Here is a 20,478-nt window from a genome sequence, read left to right as displayed (position 1 = left end):
CCGACCAGTCTACCATGCTAACTTTTGTACTTTCATTAGCATCCCTAACAACTCACAACAAACAACTGGCAACCAATAACGAACAACCTACACCTTTACATAAATGTTTCTTTTATCCATTATATAACAAATAAGCCAAAGACTTGTAAGAAAGCAGATGGCGTATATAAATGAACCAACTTCCGGCGGTCCCGGAAACTTTGCGCAAACCTCTGTATAAAACCATCTGAGCGGAGAAGTATATAAGATTTTTCCCTCTGCATTTTGACCATTATTAATTCGTATCAATGATAAGGTTTTAGGAATAAGTGCACTCATTACAAAAATAAATAGTGGATTTTTACCAAATACATCAAAAAATTTAGTGAATCCATTCTTCATCTGTTTCGCTTCAATGAACCAAATCAAAACACTTAATGTTGTGATTGCCAAACCACTAGTATAGAGCACGTAAGAGCTTGTCCAAATTTTCTTGTTAATAGGAAATACCAAACCCCAGGTCAAACCAGCTAACGTTAATAATGCCGCGACAACCGCAAGTGTACTAATTACTCGATATGTGTGCTGTTTTTCTTTTCCGCTTGCAAATCCTTTCCCATATTTTACAATATAATTTCCTACTAAATAACCAATTATCACCTGTACAACGGCTGTAAACGTACTTATAATTCCCTCTGGTTCGAAAGCCACACCTTCTCCCTTATACATGTGTGCAATCCCTAAAATCTTTTCATCTATTGCTGTGCCAAACCAACCTTTTAAACTATAAGGATCTACACCACCAAATAATACACAAACAAACCAGTAGATCAGTAAAATAAGTCCGCTTACGATTATAACACTCTTTGGTTTTAAAAAATATACTATAATAGAAGCAATGCCATAACACAAAGCTATCCGCTGTAATACGCCAAAAATGCGTATTCCACTCTCCGCATCGGTGGGATTGACCCAATATTTAAAAACTAATATCTCATCGGTCCATTGCACAAAAGGATACCAATTAAGCAATAAGCCGATTAAAAAAATCAAGATCGTTCTTTTCACTATCTTTCTCCAAAATATATGGGTGCCAGCATCCATTAGGCGCGGCATGACAAAGGCCATAGCATTACCAACTGCAAATAAAAAAAATGGAAACACCAGATCTGTGGCTGTACAACCATGCCAAGGAGCATGCTTAAGCGGTGAGAAAGCATAACTCCAACTCCCTGGATTATTGACTAAAATCATAAGAGCGACAGTTGCGCCACGGAAAACATCTAAAGAATAATATCGTTGCGACATAACAAAGATCAGTTATTGGTATGAAGTTACTTTTGCTTAACATAAAACTACTCACTAATATTGAAAATTGCAATTCTAATAAACAAAAACGCAAAAAAACGCATTACTCATAACGATATCCTTCACCATGAAAATGTTTTGTTTGATGACACAAAGTCAGTATTGCTAACCTTTGTTTCAAATCAATGTGTTTTTTTTATATTAACCTATTAGATAAGTTCATAATTGTAACGAAATAAATGATAATTAAATTATTTTGTCATTATCATTTCATAAATACTTAATCAATAGCCATTCGGGCTTGGATCACCGTTTTTCACGTTTATTTGGCTCGTTTTTTGCTGAGTATTTTATGCAGAAAAAAATTGATAAAACCCTAAAAATCAGATAACTTTTTTGCTTTTCAATCGTTATTAAGAAAATAATTTTTGTACTTTTGCACACTTTATAAAAGAAAGGGGCATATAAATAATTAATGAGACAGCTCAAAATAACCCAGTCAATTACCAATCGCGAATCGCAATCGTTAGATAAATATTTGCATGAAATTGGTAAAGTTGACCTTATTACTGCAGAGGAGGAAGTAATTCTTGCTCAAAAGATCAGAGAAGGCGACCAAGCAGCCTTAGAACGTTTAACTAAAACAAACTTACGTTTTGTCGTATCAGTAGCAAAACAGTACCAAAACCAAGGTTTAACTTTAGGGGACCTAATTAATGAGGGAAATTTAGGCTTAATCAAAGCCGCAAAACGCTTCGACGAAACGAAGGGTTTTAAATTTATCTCTTATGCTGTTTGGTGGATTCGTCAGTCTATCTTACAAGCTATCGCAGAGCAATCACGTATAGTGCGTTTACCATTGAATCAGGTGGGTTCATTAAGTAAAATAAGCAAAGCCTTCTCTCGCTTAGAGCAGGAATATGAACGCGAACCATCACCTGAAGAATTGGCAGACATACTTGAAACTACGGTAGACAAAATTTCAGATACACTGAGCAATTCAGGCCGACACGTTTCAATGGACGCTCCATTTGTTCAAGGAGAAGAAAACACGTTGTTAGATGTATTGGAAAATCACGATCCAAATACCGACAGCTCCTTAATAGATGAGTCGCTATCTGAAGAAATAAAAAGGTCTTTAGCTACTTTAACTGAACGCGAACGCGAAATAATTGTTTTATTTTTTGGTTTAGGCTCAAACCATCCTCTTTCGCTTGAAGAAATTGGAGAGACCTTTAATCTTACGCGCGAACGTGTAAGACAAATTAAAGATAAAGCATTACAACGCTTACGCCATACTTCACGTAGTAAAATATTAAAGTCTTATCTAGGATAAGCTTTTAAATTTCTTGATATAAAAACTGAGAGCATCCTCCAAATGGCGGATGCTTTTTTTTACGCCTACATTTCAATATTATCAATTTAATAAAAAATACCTTCAAAAATCACTAAATTTTATATATTTGTCAATAATAAACCATTTAAATTTCATAATGACAAATATCAACCAAACAGAATTTCAAACCTGGATCGAAAAAGAGAAGAAAACACTTGAATTGATAGCAATTGTAGGGCATCTATGGTTAGAGCGGTCTATTGAATTGGTGCTTTTTAGGAAAACCTTAGTTGATATAGCTAGTAGTGAGTTACTGGCAATACATCAACATGCACGAGAAATCAGCAATAAAGATATATCCATCTTTGACACACTAGAAATAGCAAAAGCCATTAAAAGCAGCAATTCTGCACCTAGTAGAATTGATATCGGAACGTTAGCTGCGCAATGGACAGATAGCCATTACAAATATGCCACCGTTTATGATTTTGTAATGAGGCGTCTTGCTGCTCATATTGGCAAAGACAAGCACTCAATTGAACCTAAAGACATCGTACTCTATGGCTTTGGTAGAATAGGGAGATTAGTAGCAAGAGAGATTATCACGCAAACAGGTAAAGGAGAGCAATTAAGGCTAAAAGCAATCGTTGCCAGAACCTCTCAGACAGAAGATTTATCTAAACGTGCAAATTTATTAAAATCGGACTCTATACACCATGAATTCAAAGGTACAATTACTATTGACGAACCCAATAATTGCTTCATTGTAAATGGACAACGTATACATATTATAAACAGTGATCATCCGGAGGAGATCGATTATACAAAATACGGCATTAATAATGCCCTCCTAATAGACAACACCGGTACATTAAGAGATCGAGTTGGTTTAAGCAAACATCTACATGCCAAAGGAATAAGCAAGGTGTTGCTAACAGCACCCGGTAAGGGAGATCTTCCAGACATAGTTGTAGGAATTAACGACAAAAAAGTTGACTTTAAAAAAGAGGATATTTTCACTTGCGCATCTTGTACCACCAATGCCATCGTTCCTGTTTTGCAACTGATCAATGATAACTTTAAGATACAAAAAGGTCACGTAGAAACCATACATGCCTATACAAACGATCAGAATCTTTTGGATAACTACCATAAAAAAGAACGTCGAGGACGAGCAGCTGCCTTAAATATGGTAATTACTGAAACAGGTGCTGCCAAGGCCGTTTATAAGGTTATACCAAACCTCGCGGGCAAATTGACAGGAAGTGCTGTTAGGGTACCCGTACCTAATGGTTCACTAGCTATACTTAACTTAAGTACGCACAAAACGATATTGTTGGAAAAACTTGAAGAAATCTTAAAAAATGAAGCATTATTTGGAGAGTTATCGGAACAAATTGATTATTCTTCCTCGAAAGAACTAGTAAGCAGTGACGTTATAGGCAATAGCCACACAGCAATTATAGACGGACCTTCCACACTTATAGGCCCAGACAGTAAATCCTTAGTGTTATATGTATGGTATGATAATGAATATGGATACAGTAAACAGGTTGTTCGGTTAGCAAAAAAAATAGCAGGTGTAGTACGCTTAACTTATTACTAAAGGTACAAATCAAAAAAAGCTTAACTCAGGTATGCCCAGGGTTAAGCTTTTTTTATTATTTATTTAGGTGAATTAATCTATAAGACTAACGCTCCTTTTTACAAAATTTGTGAGATCTGCACCTGTAAGCAGGCCACGAGACAATAAAGCTAAATCAAAAGCCTGTTTAGCTAAGTTTTCCTTCTCAGTGTCGTCAGCAGAAGTCAAAATGCGTTTAATAAGCGGGTGATTGCCATTAACAGAAACTTTATAATTATCTGGCAAGCTTCCATAAAAATTCATTCCGCCGCCACCATTCTGTGCCATGTCTTTCATTCTACGCATAAACTCATCCATTGTTACCGTCACAGGCATCTCATCACTTGCTAACGCAGCTACTTCCACCTGCATATTATCCTTCTTGATAGCATTCTCAAACAAAGCCTTCACGTTATTACTTTCTTCCTCACTGAGCTCCAATTTTGCATCTTCTTCCTTTTGAATAAGCTTGTCTAACACATCAGAATCCACTCGCTTTAACTGTGTTTTCTCGGCTTTTTGTTCAAGATAATTCACAAAATGGCCATCAATTGGCGAATCTAATAACAAGACGTCATATCCTTTGTTCTTAGCAGCCGAAATAAAGCTATCCTGTTTAGCAGCATCAGTAGCGTACAAATAAATTATTTGATCGTTCTTATCCTTTTGAAGATCCTTTACTTTCTCAGCGTATTCTTTAAGTGTATAAAACTCTTTATCGAAATTTTGTAATAAAGCAAAGTCATTCGCTTTTTCGGCAAACTTATCTTCACTTACCATACCATATTTAACAAACAGCCCAATATCTTTCCACTTCTCCTCAAAAGATTTACGTTCTGATTTAAAGAGCTCATTCAGTTTATCAGCAACTTTTTTGGTAATATAATTACTTATGCGTTTTACATTGCTATCTGCTTGTAAGAAGCTCCGCGAAACATTCAATGGAATATCCGGAGAGTCGATCACCCCATGTAATAGCATTAAAAATTCGGGTACGATATCTTTTACCTCATCCGTAATGAATACTTGACGGGAAAAAAGTTTAATTTTATTCCGTTGAATATCGAAATCGTTCTTGATTTTAGGAAAATAAAGAACTCCAGTTAAATTGAAAGGATAATCAACATTCAGATGAATCCAAAATAAGGGTTCTTCAGCGAAAGGGTATAACTCCCGATAAAAGGCCAAATAATCTTCATCTTTTAGTTCAGCAGGTGATTTAGTCCAAGCAGGACTAGTGTTATTGATGATATTATCTTCTTCTACAGACTTGTATTTAGGCTTACCTTCCTCATCTTCTCCATCAGGTTCAGATTTAGTTTTTGTTCCAAATTTAATTGGCACAGGTAAAAATCGACAATACTTGTTTAAAATTTCTTCAAGTCTAGACTTATTTAAAAACTCTTCAGCTTCTTGGTTAATGTACAGTATAATATCTGTACCTCTTTCGGTTTTATTTCCATCACTAATTTCATAGGAAGTACTTCCATCACAAACCCATTTGGCTGCTTGTGCTCCTTCTTGGTAAGAAAGCGTTTGGATTTCAACTTTATCAGCTACCATAAATGCTGAATAAAAACCTAGTCCGAAGCGACCAATAATCTCATTTGCATCCTTTGCTTCCTTGAATTTTTCCATAAATTCAGTAGCACCCGAAAACGCAATTTGATTGATATACTTCTTTACTTCTTCAGCTGTCATACCGATTCCCTTATCGGAAATAGTAATAGTTTTCGCCTGCTCATCAAAAGAAATATTTATCGTTACATCACCAACTTCCCCTTGATATTGTCCAAGAGAGGCCAATCTTTTTAACTTCTGTGTTGCATCAACTGCATTTGAAACAAGTTCACGTAAGAAAATTTCATTGTCGGAGTATAAAAATTTCTTAATTACCGGGAAGATATTCTCGGTATGGATCGAGATGTTTCCTTTTTCTTGCATATTATTCTATATTTTGATGGTATAATTCAATTAATCAAAACACTCCCCACAAGCAATGTTCCAAATGCTCTCAAGCGCCAGTATGACAGGCAATAACTGACAAAAAAGCCAGATTCAACTTGAATCTGGCTTCTCAATCTTCAAGAAAATTGATCTCCTAATTAATAGCAATTACCTTGGGTGCATCTACCCTGCCTAAATAATCATTCAATTTTCCGGCAAACTCATTCATAGTTTGGAAGGCAAACTCCCGCTGCTTTTTCCAAACACCTTTGTTTATTTTACTCATTTCTTTTTCCAAAGGGATTGGTTTTGCATTTGCCGGGACAATCTTACCATATCTATCCTTCACATATGGTTGGTATGACAAATCTGTAAACCAATAACGATATCCATCTTGTGTTTTTTCAAATGTCATATTATAATTCAAATCTCCGGCAATATAATTACCTATGCCTGCATGCCTTTTAAGCATTGTTTTACCACTGATCTTCACCCGTTGAGTATTCTCCTTTTCTATCTCAACTTCTTTTTCATCAAAAAAGTCTAGCACATAATCTTGAAGATCGATATCGCTTTCAAATTCTTTTTTTTCTTCCTGAAAAACCACATATTTCCCATTAGGGTCTGTCACAAATCCTCCAGTATGTTCCTGCTCTTTTGTATCTGCAAATATTCCTGCAAATAATAACATCACAAAATTTACCATCTCAGTTTAATTTAATTGTTTACGAATAAGTACAATAATGAAGCAGCTCCCACCCTGCTTCTATCTTCTCAAATATAGCAATTTAACCACAAAAAACCTACCAAATCACATTAAAATACCATTAGATTCCAAATTATGTTTTGTTTTCTTCATCAAGTAATTTTTGTGTTTTTCAGAATTCTCAATTAAAAATGAATAATTTGATAAAAATTATTCTCTTTTTTTTGGCATGCAAATATTTTTTACAACGAAAACCAAGTTAGAAAGGCTTTAACTACAAAAAAGACAAATTTTATTAATCACCCGCACCTATAATCCTTAAAAAAAGACGACATTTGCTTTTCACCAGGACAAATCACTTTAAATAAGCAATAAAATTTGACAAACTACTTATTAATTCATATTAACAAAGTAGCCGACAATGATAATTCAATTGAGCAATTAAAATTAATTCATTATACCCTTTAGATAAATAATTCATAAATTCAGCCATCAAACTACAATTCTTATTTATTAATGTTAAAACTAACCTACAAACCCTACTTTTTGAAGATGCAGTACCCCTTTCGTATTGCCGACAACGTAAGAACAGGGACCCCCATCATGTTAGTAAAAATTTCCTATCAACGCTATGATGGGTTTGGCGAGGCGGCTATGCCACCACGTTATGGAGAAGACATGCAAACTGCAACCGCCTTTTTAAATAAAATAAATTTTGACTTATTTGAAAAACCGTTTCCACTAGCTCCTATTTTAGATTATATAGATGCAATCGCTCCCGGCAACCCAGCTATCAAGGCAGCAATAGATATCGCACTACATGATCTTTGGGGAAAAGTAACAGGTAAGGCTGTTCACGAACTCTATGGATTAACCCCAAATGTTCTCCACACGGCTAAAACTATTAGTATTGAACGCCCTGAAATAATGGCATCACGTGTAGCAGAAGCGGAAGATTTCCGGTACTTAAAAATAAAGCTAGGAACTGATCATGATCTCAAGATCATTGAGGCCATCCGTGGCGCAACTGACAAACCTTTATACATCGATGCCAATCAAGGATGGACTGACACTGAAAAAGCTGCTCGGTTTATTGACTGGCTGGCCAAGCAAAACTGTATTTTTATTGAACAACCTCTACCGAAACATGATCATAAGGGTATGCAATGGCTTAAGAATCGCAGTGCCTTACCCATTATTGGAGACGAGGGTATTCAACGCCTAGCTGATATTAACAATGCCTCCTTATTTTATCACGGTATTAATGTAAAATTGATGAAATCGACAGGCATTAAAGAGGGCTTCGATATGCTGGTGGCAGCTAAGGAAAAAGGACTTCGAACAATGATTGGTTGCATGTCGGAAACCTCCTGCGCAATTGCAGCCGGTGCTCAGTTAGGAAGTTTAGCAGAATTTATCGATCTTGACGGAAATTTAGGTGTCACCAATGACCCTTACGGTGCTTTTCCTTGTAGAAACGGTGCTATTCACGTTGATAACACGCCTGGTATTGGATTAAAAAATGTCGACTGGAATGCTATTGAATCCTTCTCAACTGAAAACAATTAAAAAATTATTAGCTTTTTATAGATTTTATGGAACAAATCAGCAGCCCATTAATTACTAACGACGCGGTGGTCTTTGGTATTTTAATGATCATTTTGGCGCTCGTTTTTTATACTTCAGGTTTAAAAAGTGGTTTTTGGAACCGTTTTTACAAAATTATACCTTCTGTACTCTTATGTTATTTTATACCAGCTTTACTCAATACTTTTAACCTGATATCTGGGGAAAAATCGTCATTATATAACATGGCATCCCGCTATCTTTTGCCAGCTAGTTTATTACTACTTACAATTGGCATAGACATAAAAGGACTACGCAGATTAGGGATTAAGGCTGTCATTATGTTTTTTGCTGGCACTTTGGGTGTAATGCTGGGCGGGCCTATTGCTTTTACAATTGTCGGTTCCGCATTTCCCGATATTCTACATTTCGGTAATGAAGACACTTGGCGCGGTCTCGCCACTATTGCCGGAAGCTGGATCGGTGGTGGTGCCAATCAAGCGGCTATGTTGGAAGTGTTTGGAGCCAGCAAAACACTCTTCGCTCAAATGATTGCAGTTGACGTGCTTGTAGCTAATATCTGGATGGGTCTGCTGCTTTATGGGGCCCAACGTAAAGATAAAATTGACAAATGGCTACGGGCAGATAATAGTGCCTTAAGCCAATTAGAAGAACGAATGGAAGCCCTACATCTACAAGAGAAAGTAACAAATACTGATACTCGCCATTGGATGGTTTTGCTGGGTATTGCTTTTGGTGTCACAGCCGTTTCACATGCATGTGCCGATGTGATTGCTCCGTGGTTCGAAGTCAATTATCCTTCCAGTGCACAATACTCGCTAACCAGCAGCTTCTTTTGGTTAATAATTTTAGTTACTACATTGGGTATGTTACTATCTTTCACCAAAGTTAAAAGATTAGAAAATTATGGTGCATCTAACATTGGTTCATTGTTTCTGTATATTTTAGTGGCAACCATCGGTATGAGTATGGATTTGAAAGCACTTTTTGATAATCCGAAGTTCTTTTTGGTTGGCATTATATGGATTTTAACACATATCGTCATAATGCTTATTGTTGCTCGAATAATTCGTGCACCCTTCTTTTTTGTTGCAGTAGGAAGTCAAGCAAATATAGGTGGTGCTGCGTCAGCCCCTATTGTGGCTGCTGCATTCAGCAAATATTTAGCACCCGTTGGAGTTTTAATGGCAGTTTTAGGCTATGCAGTTGGAACTTATGGGGCATATATATGCGGACTGATTCTACAGTATATTTCTTACCTAATAGGTTAAAAAACTGTCTCTTGTAAAACTTATTTCCATTTTATATATTCAGGCGAAAGTAGTAACTTTCTTTAATAAATAAACAAATGAAGAAACCAGTTAAAATTGGCATTTTAACCGTCTCCGATCGTGCCAGTGCCGGAATATACGATGATATTTCCGGGAAGCAGATTCTGCTAACGTTGGGTGAATTTATTCAATCTGATTGGACAAAGGTCATTAGAATTATCCCAGATGAGCAAATCTTAATTGAGCAAAATCTAATTCATTTAATCGATGAAGAAAAATGTTGCTTGGTTGTTACCACAGGTGGAACAGGTCCGAGTTTACGCGATGTCACACCTGAAGCAACAGAAAACGTTTGCAGCAAGATGCTGCCAGGCTTTGGCGAACTTATGCGTAAAGTAAGTCTGGAAAAAGTACCGACCGCCATTTTATCAAGACAAACGGCAGGTATTAGAAATGAAGGGCTCATTGTTAACTTACCAGGAAAACCAGCATCTATAAAAACCTGTTTAGAGGCTATTTTTCCTGCGGTTCCCTATTGTATTGACCTCCTAAACGGACCCTTTATTGAATGTAATGAAGATAAGATCAAAATTTTCAGGCCTAAATAACAGTAGATAACAGATCAACCTATCGAAGCTTAAAAAATAAAACCCTATGTTATTTGACGAACATTATTTTCACAGAGATGTTAAGTGTATATGCAAAAACTGCTACAAAAACTGTTAACAAAGCCCATTATTCGTTTTGCTGACAAATATGCCTCAAGGCCTGATAAACTAAGAATACATGACGCTCTATCATCGTTGCTTAACAACATTCAACAAAATAAAACGAAAAAAGGTCTACTGTTAGACCTTAACCAGCATGACAAATTTATTATCTTTTCTGATCATCATAAAGGCGCAAAGGATTACAGAGATGATTTTTTATTAGCAGAGAAAAATTATCTAGCAGCACTTACCTACTATAATGACAAATTGTATACCTATTGTAGTCTAGGTGACAGTGAAGAACTATGGAAAAATAATATCTTTTCGGTTATAAAGCACCATAAGGTAAGCTTTGATATGGAGAAACGCTTTGTAGATAGAAATGCGTTTATAAAAGTTTGGGGAAACCATGATCTGTATTGGGATAATGATCCCCTCGCTTTCTTTATGCTGGAAAAAATATACGGCAAAAAGATTCCGGTATATGCCGGTGTATTATTGTCTGCCGAAATTGACAAAAGAGCGCTTTCTATTTTTCTAACACATGGCCATCAAGGCGACCTGCAAAGTGATGGAAATTGGTTCAGTAAATGGTTTGTATCCACCATTTGGGGACCATTGCAATCGTATCTACGCATAAATCCCAACACACCAGCCAATGATCAGCAATTAAAATCGGCACATAACATGATGATGTATGAATGGACCGCCCAGCAAAAAGATCTTGTTTTAATTACTGGACATACGCACCAACCTGTTTTCAACTCATTAACACACCTCGAACGTACTTATAAAAGATTAGATATTGCCAGAGCAAGTGGGGATGCAGAGCAAGTAAAAAAACTGGAAGCAATATTACAAGCAGGTAAAGTAAGTGGTGAGACCTCTCCTCGTTTAGAAAATTCAAAAGACACTTATTTCAACACGGGTTGCTGTTGTTATAGTGACGGCGATATTACTGGAATTGAATTAGACAGGCATACTATAAAACTTATAGAATGGAAATGTATAGATGGAAAGCAACCACAACGTTTGGTACTTGAAGAAAATGACTTAAAGAATTTATTAGAAAAATCCGACTAATAATCATACCAACTGTAGGAGTTCTGCTGGGATTTCATTTTAATGGTAAATAAGTTAAACAAAGTTCAATCTCTTATTTACAAGTAATTTGAGCACCAATTATTATATAGTAAATATTTACTATCTTATTAAGCCATCTTGTAATCAGAACATCGTATGTTGCAGAATAAATCGTTTTAGTAATGCATCTATCATTTATTTATTTATATTTGACTTAATAAAAAGAACAGTTTAACAAACTCACAGATTGTTCACCAATTATAAAAAAGATCATTATAAACAAGATTAAATATATCTGTATGGAGAGGTTTTTAGGTTAAATCATACCTGATTCCGTATCATTTCCTTGTTTACGTTAAATATACTATTTATCTAAAAACAAAATAAAATGAAAAATTCAACATGTACAATCCTTTTAGCGTTTCTGCTTTATTCCCTTGTTTTTGTATCATGCAGTAAAGATACTTCCAAACTAAGTCCAACAAATACTGCGCTCAATGCGGCCAACAGTTTAAAAGTTGCGCCGATATTTTTAAAACGAGCAGACACTTTATTCTCTTCTATTACTGAGCTATATTTAAATGGTATGCCTAGGGATATCTGGAGCACAAATTATCCACGTACAGATGGGTATTGGGATGGAGCTGCTGTTATATGGGGTCACGGTGCTGCTTTCTCTGGCTATACTGCCATTAAAGAAGCGGCTGAAGGATTTCCAGACTATAAATCAAAATATGAATCAAATTATGACAATCGATTACTAACAGCTATTGATCAATTTAGAAATACTAGAAATGGCGGTGCAGAGGCTTATGCTGTATATCCTGGGGAAGGTGATGAACGCTACTTTGATGATAATATTTGGGTGGGAATTGACATGGTTGACCTCTATATGCTTACAAATGACAGTAAATATCTTGACAGAGCAAAATTGGTATGGAATTTTATATTGACTGGTACCGACGATATTATGGGTGGTGGCGTTTACTGGAAAGAAGGTCTTAAATCGAAGCACACTTGTTCTACAGCACCAGCGGCTGTTTTAGCAGCGAAGCTTTATGAGGCGACACAAGAGACCCCTTACTTACAAAGTGCTAAAGACTTATACGCCTGGTGTAAAGAAACTTTGCAAGACCCAAATGATTATTTATATTGGGATAATGCTCGATTAGCGGATGAAAATGACCCGAATTCAGAAATCCTGATTGCAAAAGAAAAATACTCGTATAATTCAGGGCAACCTATGCAGGCAGCGTCACTTTTGTACAAGATTACCCATGAAGCACAATACCTTACAGATGCTCAAAATATAGCAGGTGCTGCTTACAACAAATGGTTTATTCCATTTAATTCGGCTGTATTAGGAGAATCTTTCCAGATTTTAGAACCTGGCCATGTATGGTTTCAGGCTATTATGTTCAGAGGATTTATTGAGTTGTATAAACTTAATAACGATAGAACTTATGTAACAGCTTATGAGAAAACATTAACGCATGCTTGGCTATCTGATTGCCGAAATCCTGGTATAAATCTATTAAATGGCGATTTTAGGGGCGGCACTACGCAAACTAGTTGGGAAATTCTCCACGAAGGGGCTTGTTTAGAGATGTTGGCTAGGTTAGCCGCCTTAGAGAGAGATGGTTTATAAAAGTTTCTAACCGTAAGTAAGAGTTCATCAGTTACTTAGAATTTAGAAGAAATTAGAGATTACGAATCTTAAGCCTGCTATCGCGTGTGATACGCAGGCTTTTCTTATTCAGCACGCACCAGCTATGATGGGTTCTTCGTTTTTGATGTGCTGAAGCCGACTAATTGATTGCTTAATGCGCGGAGGGACGATTAGTAGACTAAGGTAGTTTTTTATTCCATGTCACTTCTAGTACATTATTTTGTTGCATGTCTGTACTTAGATGTAGTGCTTTTTCTACACTTCCTGCCTTCATCCTTAGAGCAGCCGTATTGGGAGCTATTAAGCCAAGATTTTCAGCAAAAAATAAAATACGATTACGTCCTGGTTGAAGGTTAATAGTAAATCGTTTCACACGTTTGCGTACTTCTACCTTACTTATTACCTCAGTACCATTTACATACAAGGAGATGATATCGCCATCCTCAACTTGTTCATCCCATAATTCAAGTGTCAATTTTTCATCGTGAACCACCATGGTACCGATACGAACATCACGCCGACCTGCCGTTCGTGTTTCCTCAACATCTTCTTGAATAATATTTTTTACTGGTTTATATTGAAGTCTTGCTACCATTACTGTAGAAAAAACATTTGATTTGTTAGCAAAATTGAACGAGTACATCCCACCCTTTTCTCCTTGTGTTGTTAATAGAAAATTAGCTGTATTGGGTGGGATATCACCATAATTTTCAGCAAAGAAAGCAATATAATTTTCCCCAGAGTCCAACACCAATTCATTCAATTTAGTAGCTTGTTCTAATGCAAGTCCGTTTGCCAGCAAATTACCATTATGTACAACGGTCACCGTATCGCGATCATAACGTTCTTCATCCTGCATGGAAAGTAGTATCGCTGGTTTCTTCACTTCAATCGGGTCATAAACTCCATAAAAAATAGTATCCGTATCAACGATACGTGAAATATGGGGATCTGTCCACGCTATGTCATCTCTTTTTGAAAGAGTTATCCCTTCATTATAAAGAAAATTACGTAAGAATGCTTTTTGATTCGTATATAATTCATCATCATACAATCCCTTCATAAAAACACCGAAATTATTTATCCAAAGTCGCTGAAGCACCAATGAATCGGAAGGTATACCTGTGTGGTAACTTAGTTTACCGTTTAAGTACATCATCCATGGCCCTAGGTCAAAAGGTTTCTCTATTAACGGATATTTATTTCTGCCGATACCTAACTCATTATTATTTTTTTTTACCAATAATAGTTCATACTCGCCACGAAAGCCCCGATAAGAGAGTATTAACTTAGCAGGGTACAACATATTTTTAACAGGCTTGGCTATTCGCAGTTCCATTTCAATTGCAGGAATATGTGGCCAAGGCTTATAGTGCATTTCCCATGTACCGGTCCATTTGTCGGTTTGAGCTATTCCTGTCAAGGACCATATGCATAGACTGAAAAAAGTACCTAAGCAAATTATATAATGCCGTATCACCGTATAAATTCAAAAAAGATTTCTCAGCTAAGATAAAGGTTAAATGTAAGACAAGAGAAATTCGATATGAGGCAATATAACAATTGAAAGGGTGAAGAGCTCTACACCCCTTCAACTATATTGTAGCCTTTGTATATTAAGCTTGACAAACGCTATAGTAGCGTGCAACAAGTGCACCTCCTACTAGGGAGCCTATTCCAGCACCTATCAATGCACCTCCTGGACCACCAAGAGCACCGAACATCGCGCCTATACCGGCACCATTCATTCCGCCACTCAGCATTGAATCGGCGCATGCTTTTGCGTTACCACCACCAGAAATTTGTACGGATTCTTCTTGGCTTAGATCACTTAGTTCGTTGAAATCAAATAAATTTTTCATAATAAATTTTCAATTAATTAGACCTACTATTAAGGGTTTCGGTATTCCCTAGATAAAAGTAGATGATAATATTGCCTATAACAATACCTGTATTCCGGTATAATAATATAGCGGAATATGGGAATTTCATTTGAGTTTCCTTATAATTTCACCATGTCAAAAATCTTCAGGTCAGACAGATAATTATCATAACGTGGTGTCAAAATGCGATTAGTCATCATGATACTTAATTGCCTCCGCTTTGCTATATGGGGATGAATCCTCCCCACCCGTATAATCTATACCCGTAATAATAATTGCATCTGCACCAACGATTTTTGCTTTTCCAATAATCATTTGTTTGGCTCGCTCCTCTCCCATTCCTGTTTCAGACGATATATGTCCGATCACTTTGTAATCCTTTTTTACATCTTTCGCTGAATAAAAGACATCCACTCTATTAGTAGGAACTAGTTTATCGCCTATATATGAAGTTGTAACACAAGAGGATAAAAACATAAATGGCAAATAGCATAAAAAATTTATTTTCTGTATTTTCATAATTAAAGTTTTTAATAGGACCGTTTTGATTAACATTAGTTTATTTAGTACATATGAATAATCTGTAACATTTTAATTGTTTTTTTTAAATAGTTTCCTGTATACAGGAAAACCTATGCGCTTAAGAAGATGTAGCAATCAATAAAATCTTTGGCCCCTTATTACGTCACAGAATTTACATATATTTGATAACAGTAGCGACCTCAACACATAACCTTTGATGACAAAGAAGCAAGCGATCTTATTCTGCTTTGTGATTGCAAAATTTTTACTGCAATACACTTTAATAAGTCCGGAATACGAATTACAGCGAGATGAATTTTTACACCTTGATCAAGCGCATCATCTAGCTTGGGGCTATTTATCAGTTCCACCTGTTACGTCTTGGATCTCAAGCGTTATCTATTTTTTCGGAAATACCGTATTTTGGATCCGATTTTTTCCAGCTTTATTTGGGGCGCTAACAATAATAGTGGTATGGAAAGCCATTCAGGAACTAAATGGAAGTTTATTTGCGTTAATTCTAGGAGCAACCGCGATACTTTTTTCTGCTCTCTTGCGATTAAATATCCTTTATCAGCCAAACTCACTGGATGTCCTTTGTTGGACAAGCTTCTATTTTATCTTCATTAAATACATTAACTCGGAAAAACCGAGATGGCTTCTTATCGCTGCGTTTATATTTGCCTTCGGTTTTTTAAACAAGTATAATATAGTCTTTTTACTCATTGGGCTTTTTCCAGCGATTTTACTAACTGAACATCGGAGAATTTTTCTCAGAAGAGAGTTTTACATTTCTCTCTTATTGGGTGCTCTACTCATCTCACCTAATATTTTATGGCAGTACACCCATAACTTTACCGTCTTCCACCACTTGAAAGAACTGACTGATACACAATTGGTGAATGTAGGCAGAGGGGATTTTTTTAAAGATCAGCTCCTTTTTTTTATCGGCTCCTTATTTGTGATTATTGCCGCGCTATATGCCTTATTAGTCTACGCACCCTTCAAGAAATATAGATTTTTTTTCTGGTCATTTTGTTTCACGCTCTTTATATTCACCTATTTAAGAGCAAAGGGATACTATGCTATTGGGCTATACCCCATTTACATTTCCTTTGGTTCGGCATACCTTGACAAAATTTTAATAACAAGTGGGAAAAGATATTTGCAGGTAATCGCGATATTGATACCTATTATATTATTCATACCAATGTATAACCTAGTCTTTCCTAATAAAAGCCCTCACTATATCTTAAAAAATGCCGATTCGTATAAAGCACTTGGTTTACTTCGTTGGGAAGACGGTAAAGATCATTCCTTACCTCAAGATTTCGCAGACATGCTTGGATGGAAAGAATTAGCACAAAAAGTTGAAGCAGCCTATTCAAAACTTCCTAACCAAGATCAAACACTCATTCTTTGCGACAATTACGGGCAAGCGGGAGCAATAAATTACTATGCAAAAAATAAAAAAATCAGAGCCGTCTCCTTCAATTCAGATTACATTACTTGGTTTGATCTTAACAAGAGATATCTCAATCTTATACGCATTAAAAATTTGGAAGGCAAAAATAATGAACTAGCGGAAACCGGTCCCTTCTTCAACAGTGCTTCCGCGACAGATTCCATAATAAACCCTTTTGCTAGAGAGTATGGAACAACAATATTCGTTTTTAAGGGAGCCAAGATTGATATAAACAAAAGAATTAAAAAGGAAATTAACGAGCATATCAACTACCGCTAACATTGTCTTCAGTAAAAGTTGATTAAAACGCTTCTTTTCTTTGCACTACCGCTGCTGCAACAACATCCGCCGTTAATGCTATTCCTTTGAATTTAAGCTCTTCTTCAATCGCTTTTCTATCAAAATCCAGCTTATCCAATAAAAACCTATGCTTGACCTGAAAATTTCTAAATAAATCGTCCCAGGTCATGGCGAAAATCTCCAGATTACCCCAAGATTTCACTAAATAACGCTTGCCCTTATCTTGGAACTCCTGATACTGCTTCACAACGTAATCATCGATCTTATTACTTATCACGAAAAACTTCCATACTCTTGTCTGCGAATTAAATTCGTCCTGCCTCGTGATGAAATCCAAATAATCTTCTATTTGTCGTAATTGTTCTTTACCGATAACTACCGTTGGACGCTTTAGTTCAACCATAATGTTCTCCTCTAATTCATCATCATGGTATGTAGGATCGGGTACACTTCTTTGACGGCAGATGAATAAATCTGGTCTTCTCTTCTTTTCCTTATCAGTTAATGGCTTCAATTTCCTCTTTACATGTTCGTTGTCAACCATATTTAAATACTTGTACAAGAGTTGCTCGAAACCTTCGTTAGCGGTAACTAAATGAAATTGCTCACCAAAAAGCCAATAATTCTCCGCAATAGCATGTTGTATATGATCTCGCTCGGTAGTAAATCGTTTAAGGTCAAACACAAGTTTTTTCAACAACTCAATCGTTTTGAACCTATTTTCGATCAAGTTAATGGTTCTGGTTATACGATTAAAAGAAGTTTTCTTCAATAAAAGCGCAAGGCTTTCCCGTTCTTCGCCTGTAATGTTGACAATCCCTTCAAGTATAGAAAGTATGTTTTCTCTTTCATCCGAATCTAATAATAGATTAATAAACGCAACACTTGTTTTCTCCTGCGTTTCGTTTAATCCTTTAAAGATTTTCGGTTGTATACAGTATATTTCTTTGATTACCTCAACGAGCTCCCTTTTCTTATCCTGCTCATACTTATTGTCTTTAAAGGCCGAAAAGACACCTTTACGTTCAAAATTCCCAATCAGGTCATCGGCACCATTAGAACGAATAAAATCTTTCTGTTTATTTTCGATAATCGACTGAAGCTCTTTTATCAATGATTTAAAAACCGCACTGCTTAAATTAGCGCCAAAGAGCCCCTCTGAGTTTTCTCTATCAGAAGGTGCAAAATTGTCAAAAAAAGGTGATTCTACATATACACTATGGTAAAAGTTAATTGCATTATTATTAAAAGATGTTAATTGCTTAAAAAGTTCTTTCTGGGCTGTATTTAAAAAATAGTAATAAAACTTATCGCCTATTTTTTCATGCCACCTTACATACGTTATCCTGAAATTGAATTCTTCATTAAGAGCATTCGATACAATCCTTGTAAGCATCTCGTTATCCGCAATTATATCTTCATACATTAATGAATCACCATTTATGCATAGCTTCAGTCCTTTACTTTTATTAAGTAAGAGAAACCAACCGAATTCATATTTAAGGTAATCAATAAATTCTTTACTACCGAAGGAAGAACCCGTTACATCATGTAAATTGTAGAGTTTGACACTTGTACCGGTATGTTTGTTTTTTGAGATTTTTTTGTGCTCATCTATATAAATATCTTTATTTGCAGCACTTATTGTTATTTCATAATCAAGAAGCTTTTTAGACTGCTTGTATAAAAAAGTGGTTGACCACAACGCATTATAAGCAAATGCTATAAAGGAAAACCTACCCTTCCCTTTTTTACCCCTGACAGATGAAGATCTATTAAAAGATGATCTTTTTACCGAATCGAGAAAAGAACCAAATGTGTTACCTAAGGTAGCCAGGTTGATACCGGAGCCATTATCAACAATTGATATTTCATTTATATAATTAATTTCATTCGGTTTAAAGACAATATTAACCATTGACGCGTTGGCATCAAAGCCGTTCCAAACAAACTCTGCAATAGCTTCTTTATAGTCCTTTGTAATCCCTGCAGATTCAACGCTATTGTTACTGATATTTACCTTATTCTCCATATATTAGCTATAGACTCTTAAATACCGTGATTTATTTTACATTCTTGGATGAATCAAATATACTAAAAAAATTAGCAAAAAATTATAAAGATTTTTTTTGCTTTGAGTTACTCCTTTTTCTTAGTCGTTTTCAGACGCTGTTAAAAGAATATTTAAACGATTGAACATCTTAATCCAGCTTTGGTACGCCCCGGTTTGTTTAGCATCTTCTTCTGGAACAGTTTGGTGGATAGACAGCTTTGTCTGGTTTTTGATCGCAGTAAATGTAACCGTTGTGATCGTCTCCTTTGGCCAATCATCCGGTTTTCCTACCTCAATTGATTCAACTGAATAACCGTATTCATTCGTTAACACCATAGAAAAAACCAATCTTTCAGGGAAGATAACTTCCTGGTAAACACCCTTAATCCAACAGTCCCCGTGAATGGGATCATGGATACAAGAATGGAAGGTCCCACCTTCCTTCACCTCTATAGTTTTAAATTCAATAGTACAACCATCGGGAGCATACCAATGATTTAATTGTTCCGGATCTGTCCAGGCACGGAATACCATTTCTCTAGGAGCATCAAAGAGATGCGTAATAAAAAGTTCTTTTTTAAGTTGTTCCATTATCATTGTTTTTTAATTCGTTTAAGTATTTGTCTAATTTTTCAAATCTGTTGATCCAATGCTTCCTAGACTGTTCCACCCAATCAACTACTTCAGTCAATTTTCCAAGTTGGGCCTCGCAGAATCGTTCCCGTCCTTTTTGAGTAATAATGATCAAACCACATTCTGTGAGAATCTGAATATGTTTTGACACCGCCTGACGGCTAACATCGAAATCTTCGGCGATAGCGTTTAAGTTTAAAGGCTCCTTTGCAAGCCGCTGAATAATTTCTCTTCTCGTTGGATCTGCTATGGCCTGAAATACATCTCTTCTTGTTATCATAATGCAACTATATGGTTGCAAATATAATGCAATCATTTGATTGCGCAAATATTTTTCAAGAAAAATGAATTTGCTTAATTTTTGTAGCCGATAAAAATGGAAATAAATAAGTTTAACAATGC

General features: G+C 36.0%; 17 protein-coding genes. 8 read left to right on the top strand and 9 right to left on the bottom strand.

Going from position 1 to position 20,478, the window contains the following annotated elements; genetic code table 11:
- Positions 1–87: 87 nt before the first annotated feature.
- Positions 88–1,287: an acyltransferase family protein gene (locus BMY50_RS01930; RefSeq protein WP_093317600.1), complete on the bottom strand. Its 1,200-nt coding sequence runs from the start codon at positions 1,285–1,287 to the stop codon at positions 88–90.
- A 475-nt stretch (positions 1,288–1,762) separates the two neighbouring features.
- Between BMY50_RS01930 and BMY50_RS01925 the strand changes: the two genes are divergently transcribed.
- Both BMY50_RS01925 and BMY50_RS01920 read left to right on the top strand, forming a co-directional pair.
- A complete protein-coding gene (locus BMY50_RS01925) occupies positions 1,763–2,623 on the top strand; it encodes a sigma-70 family RNA polymerase sigma factor (protein WP_093317596.1) in 861 nt (286 codons plus the stop codon).
- A 157-nt stretch (positions 2,624–2,780) separates the two neighbouring features.
- On the top strand, positions 2,781–4,229 hold the full coding sequence (locus BMY50_RS01920) for a glyceraldehyde-3-phosphate dehydrogenase (protein ID WP_093317594.1): 1,449 nt from the start codon (positions 2,781–2,783) through the stop codon (positions 4,227–4,229).
- Between the two features lie 72 nt (positions 4,230–4,301).
- Here BMY50_RS01920 and htpG read toward each other — a convergent pair whose 3' ends face one another.
- Both htpG and BMY50_RS01910 read right to left on the bottom strand, forming a co-directional pair.
- Complete coding sequence (gene htpG, locus BMY50_RS01915) at positions 4,302–6,191, bottom strand: molecular chaperone HtpG (RefSeq protein ID WP_093317591.1); 1,890 nt, start codon at positions 6,189–6,191, stop codon at positions 4,302–4,304.
- Positions 6,192–6,348: 157 nt separating this feature from the next.
- Positions 6,349–6,900, bottom strand: coding sequence for a hypothetical protein (locus BMY50_RS01910; RefSeq protein WP_093317588.1), 552 nt, complete (start codon positions 6,898–6,900; stop codon positions 6,349–6,351).
- Positions 6,901–7,416: 516 nt separating this feature from the next.
- Between BMY50_RS01910 and BMY50_RS01905 the strand changes: the two genes are divergently transcribed.
- The 5 genes from BMY50_RS01905 to BMY50_RS01885 all read left to right on the top strand — a co-directional run bounded on the left by BMY50_RS01905 (position 7,417) and on the right by BMY50_RS01885 (position 13,199).
- Positions 7,417–8,469: a dipeptide epimerase gene (locus BMY50_RS01905; protein ID WP_093317585.1), complete on the top strand. Its 1,053-nt coding sequence runs from the start codon at positions 7,417–7,419 to the stop codon at positions 8,467–8,469.
- A gap of 26 nt (positions 8,470–8,495) precedes the next feature.
- A complete protein-coding gene (locus tag BMY50_RS01900) occupies positions 8,496–9,758 on the top strand; it encodes a DUF819 family protein (protein ID WP_093317582.1) in 1,263 nt (420 codons plus the stop codon).
- A gap of 77 nt (positions 9,759–9,835) precedes the next feature.
- Positions 9,836–10,366: a molybdopterin adenylyltransferase gene (mog, locus tag BMY50_RS01895; protein ID WP_093317579.1), complete on the top strand. Its 531-nt coding sequence runs from the start codon at positions 9,836–9,838 to the stop codon at positions 10,364–10,366.
- A gap of 90 nt (positions 10,367–10,456) precedes the next feature.
- Positions 10,457–11,551: a metallophosphoesterase gene (locus BMY50_RS01890; protein WP_093317576.1), complete on the top strand. Its 1,095-nt coding sequence runs from the start codon at positions 10,457–10,459 to the stop codon at positions 11,549–11,551.
- 388 nt (positions 11,552–11,939) lie between these two features.
- Positions 11,940–13,199 (top strand): glycoside hydrolase family 76 protein, encoded by a 1,260-nt coding sequence (locus BMY50_RS01885; RefSeq protein WP_093317573.1) that lies wholly within the window; start codon positions 11,940–11,942, stop codon positions 13,197–13,199.
- 199 nt (positions 13,200–13,398) lie between these two features.
- Here the strand turns inward: BMY50_RS01885 and BMY50_RS01880 are convergent, their stop codons facing one another.
- The 3 genes from BMY50_RS01880 to BMY50_RS01870 all read right to left on the bottom strand — a co-directional run bounded on the left by BMY50_RS01880 (position 13,399) and on the right by BMY50_RS01870 (position 15,622).
- Positions 13,399–14,643, bottom strand: coding sequence for a hypothetical protein (locus BMY50_RS01880; RefSeq protein ID WP_093317568.1), 1,245 nt, complete (start codon positions 14,641–14,643; stop codon positions 13,399–13,401).
- 193 nt (positions 14,644–14,836) lie between these two features.
- Positions 14,837–15,082 carry a Blp family class II bacteriocin gene (locus tag BMY50_RS01875; RefSeq protein WP_093317564.1) on the bottom strand — a complete coding sequence of 82 codons (246 nt, stop codon included), beginning with the start codon at positions 15,080–15,082 and terminating at the stop codon, positions 14,837–14,839.
- A gap of 210 nt (positions 15,083–15,292) precedes the next feature.
- Positions 15,293–15,622: a hypothetical protein gene (locus tag BMY50_RS01870; protein ID WP_139202164.1), complete on the bottom strand. Its 330-nt coding sequence runs from the start codon at positions 15,620–15,622 to the stop codon at positions 15,293–15,295.
- 220 nt (positions 15,623–15,842) lie between these two features.
- On the opposite strand from BMY50_RS01870, the gene BMY50_RS01865 reads away from it, so the two are divergent.
- Positions 15,843–17,369, top strand: coding sequence for a glycosyltransferase family 39 protein (locus BMY50_RS01865; protein ID WP_093317557.1), 1,527 nt, complete (start codon positions 15,843–15,845; stop codon positions 17,367–17,369).
- Between the two features lie 22 nt (positions 17,370–17,391).
- On the opposite strand, the gene BMY50_RS01860 is transcribed toward BMY50_RS01865, so the two are convergent.
- The 3 genes from BMY50_RS01860 to BMY50_RS01850 all read right to left on the bottom strand — a co-directional run bounded on the left by BMY50_RS01860 (position 17,392) and on the right by BMY50_RS01850 (position 20,356).
- Complete coding sequence (locus BMY50_RS01860; RefSeq protein WP_093317554.1) at positions 17,392–19,422, bottom strand: ATP-binding protein; 2,031 nt, start codon at positions 19,420–19,422, stop codon at positions 17,392–17,394.
- Between the two features lie 120 nt (positions 19,423–19,542).
- A complete protein-coding gene (locus tag BMY50_RS01855; protein ID WP_093323474.1) occupies positions 19,543–20,034 on the bottom strand; it encodes an SRPBCC family protein in 492 nt (163 codons plus the stop codon).
- On the bottom strand, positions 20,021–20,356 hold the full coding sequence (locus BMY50_RS01850; RefSeq protein WP_093317551.1) for an ArsR/SmtB family transcription factor: 336 nt from the start codon (positions 20,354–20,356) through the stop codon (positions 20,021–20,023). Before BMY50_RS01850 ends, BMY50_RS01855 begins: the two co-directional genes overlap by 14 nt.
- Between the last annotated feature and the right edge of the window lie 122 nt (positions 20,357–20,478).

It is taken from the genome of Olivibacter domesticus (genome assembly GCF_900109575.1).
Lineage (GTDB): Bacteria > Bacteroidota > Bacteroidia > Sphingobacteriales > Sphingobacteriaceae > Olivibacter > Olivibacter domesticus.
The sequence above is the reverse complement of the archived record's forward strand: the minus strand, read 5'-3'. Positions and strand labels throughout refer to the sequence as shown.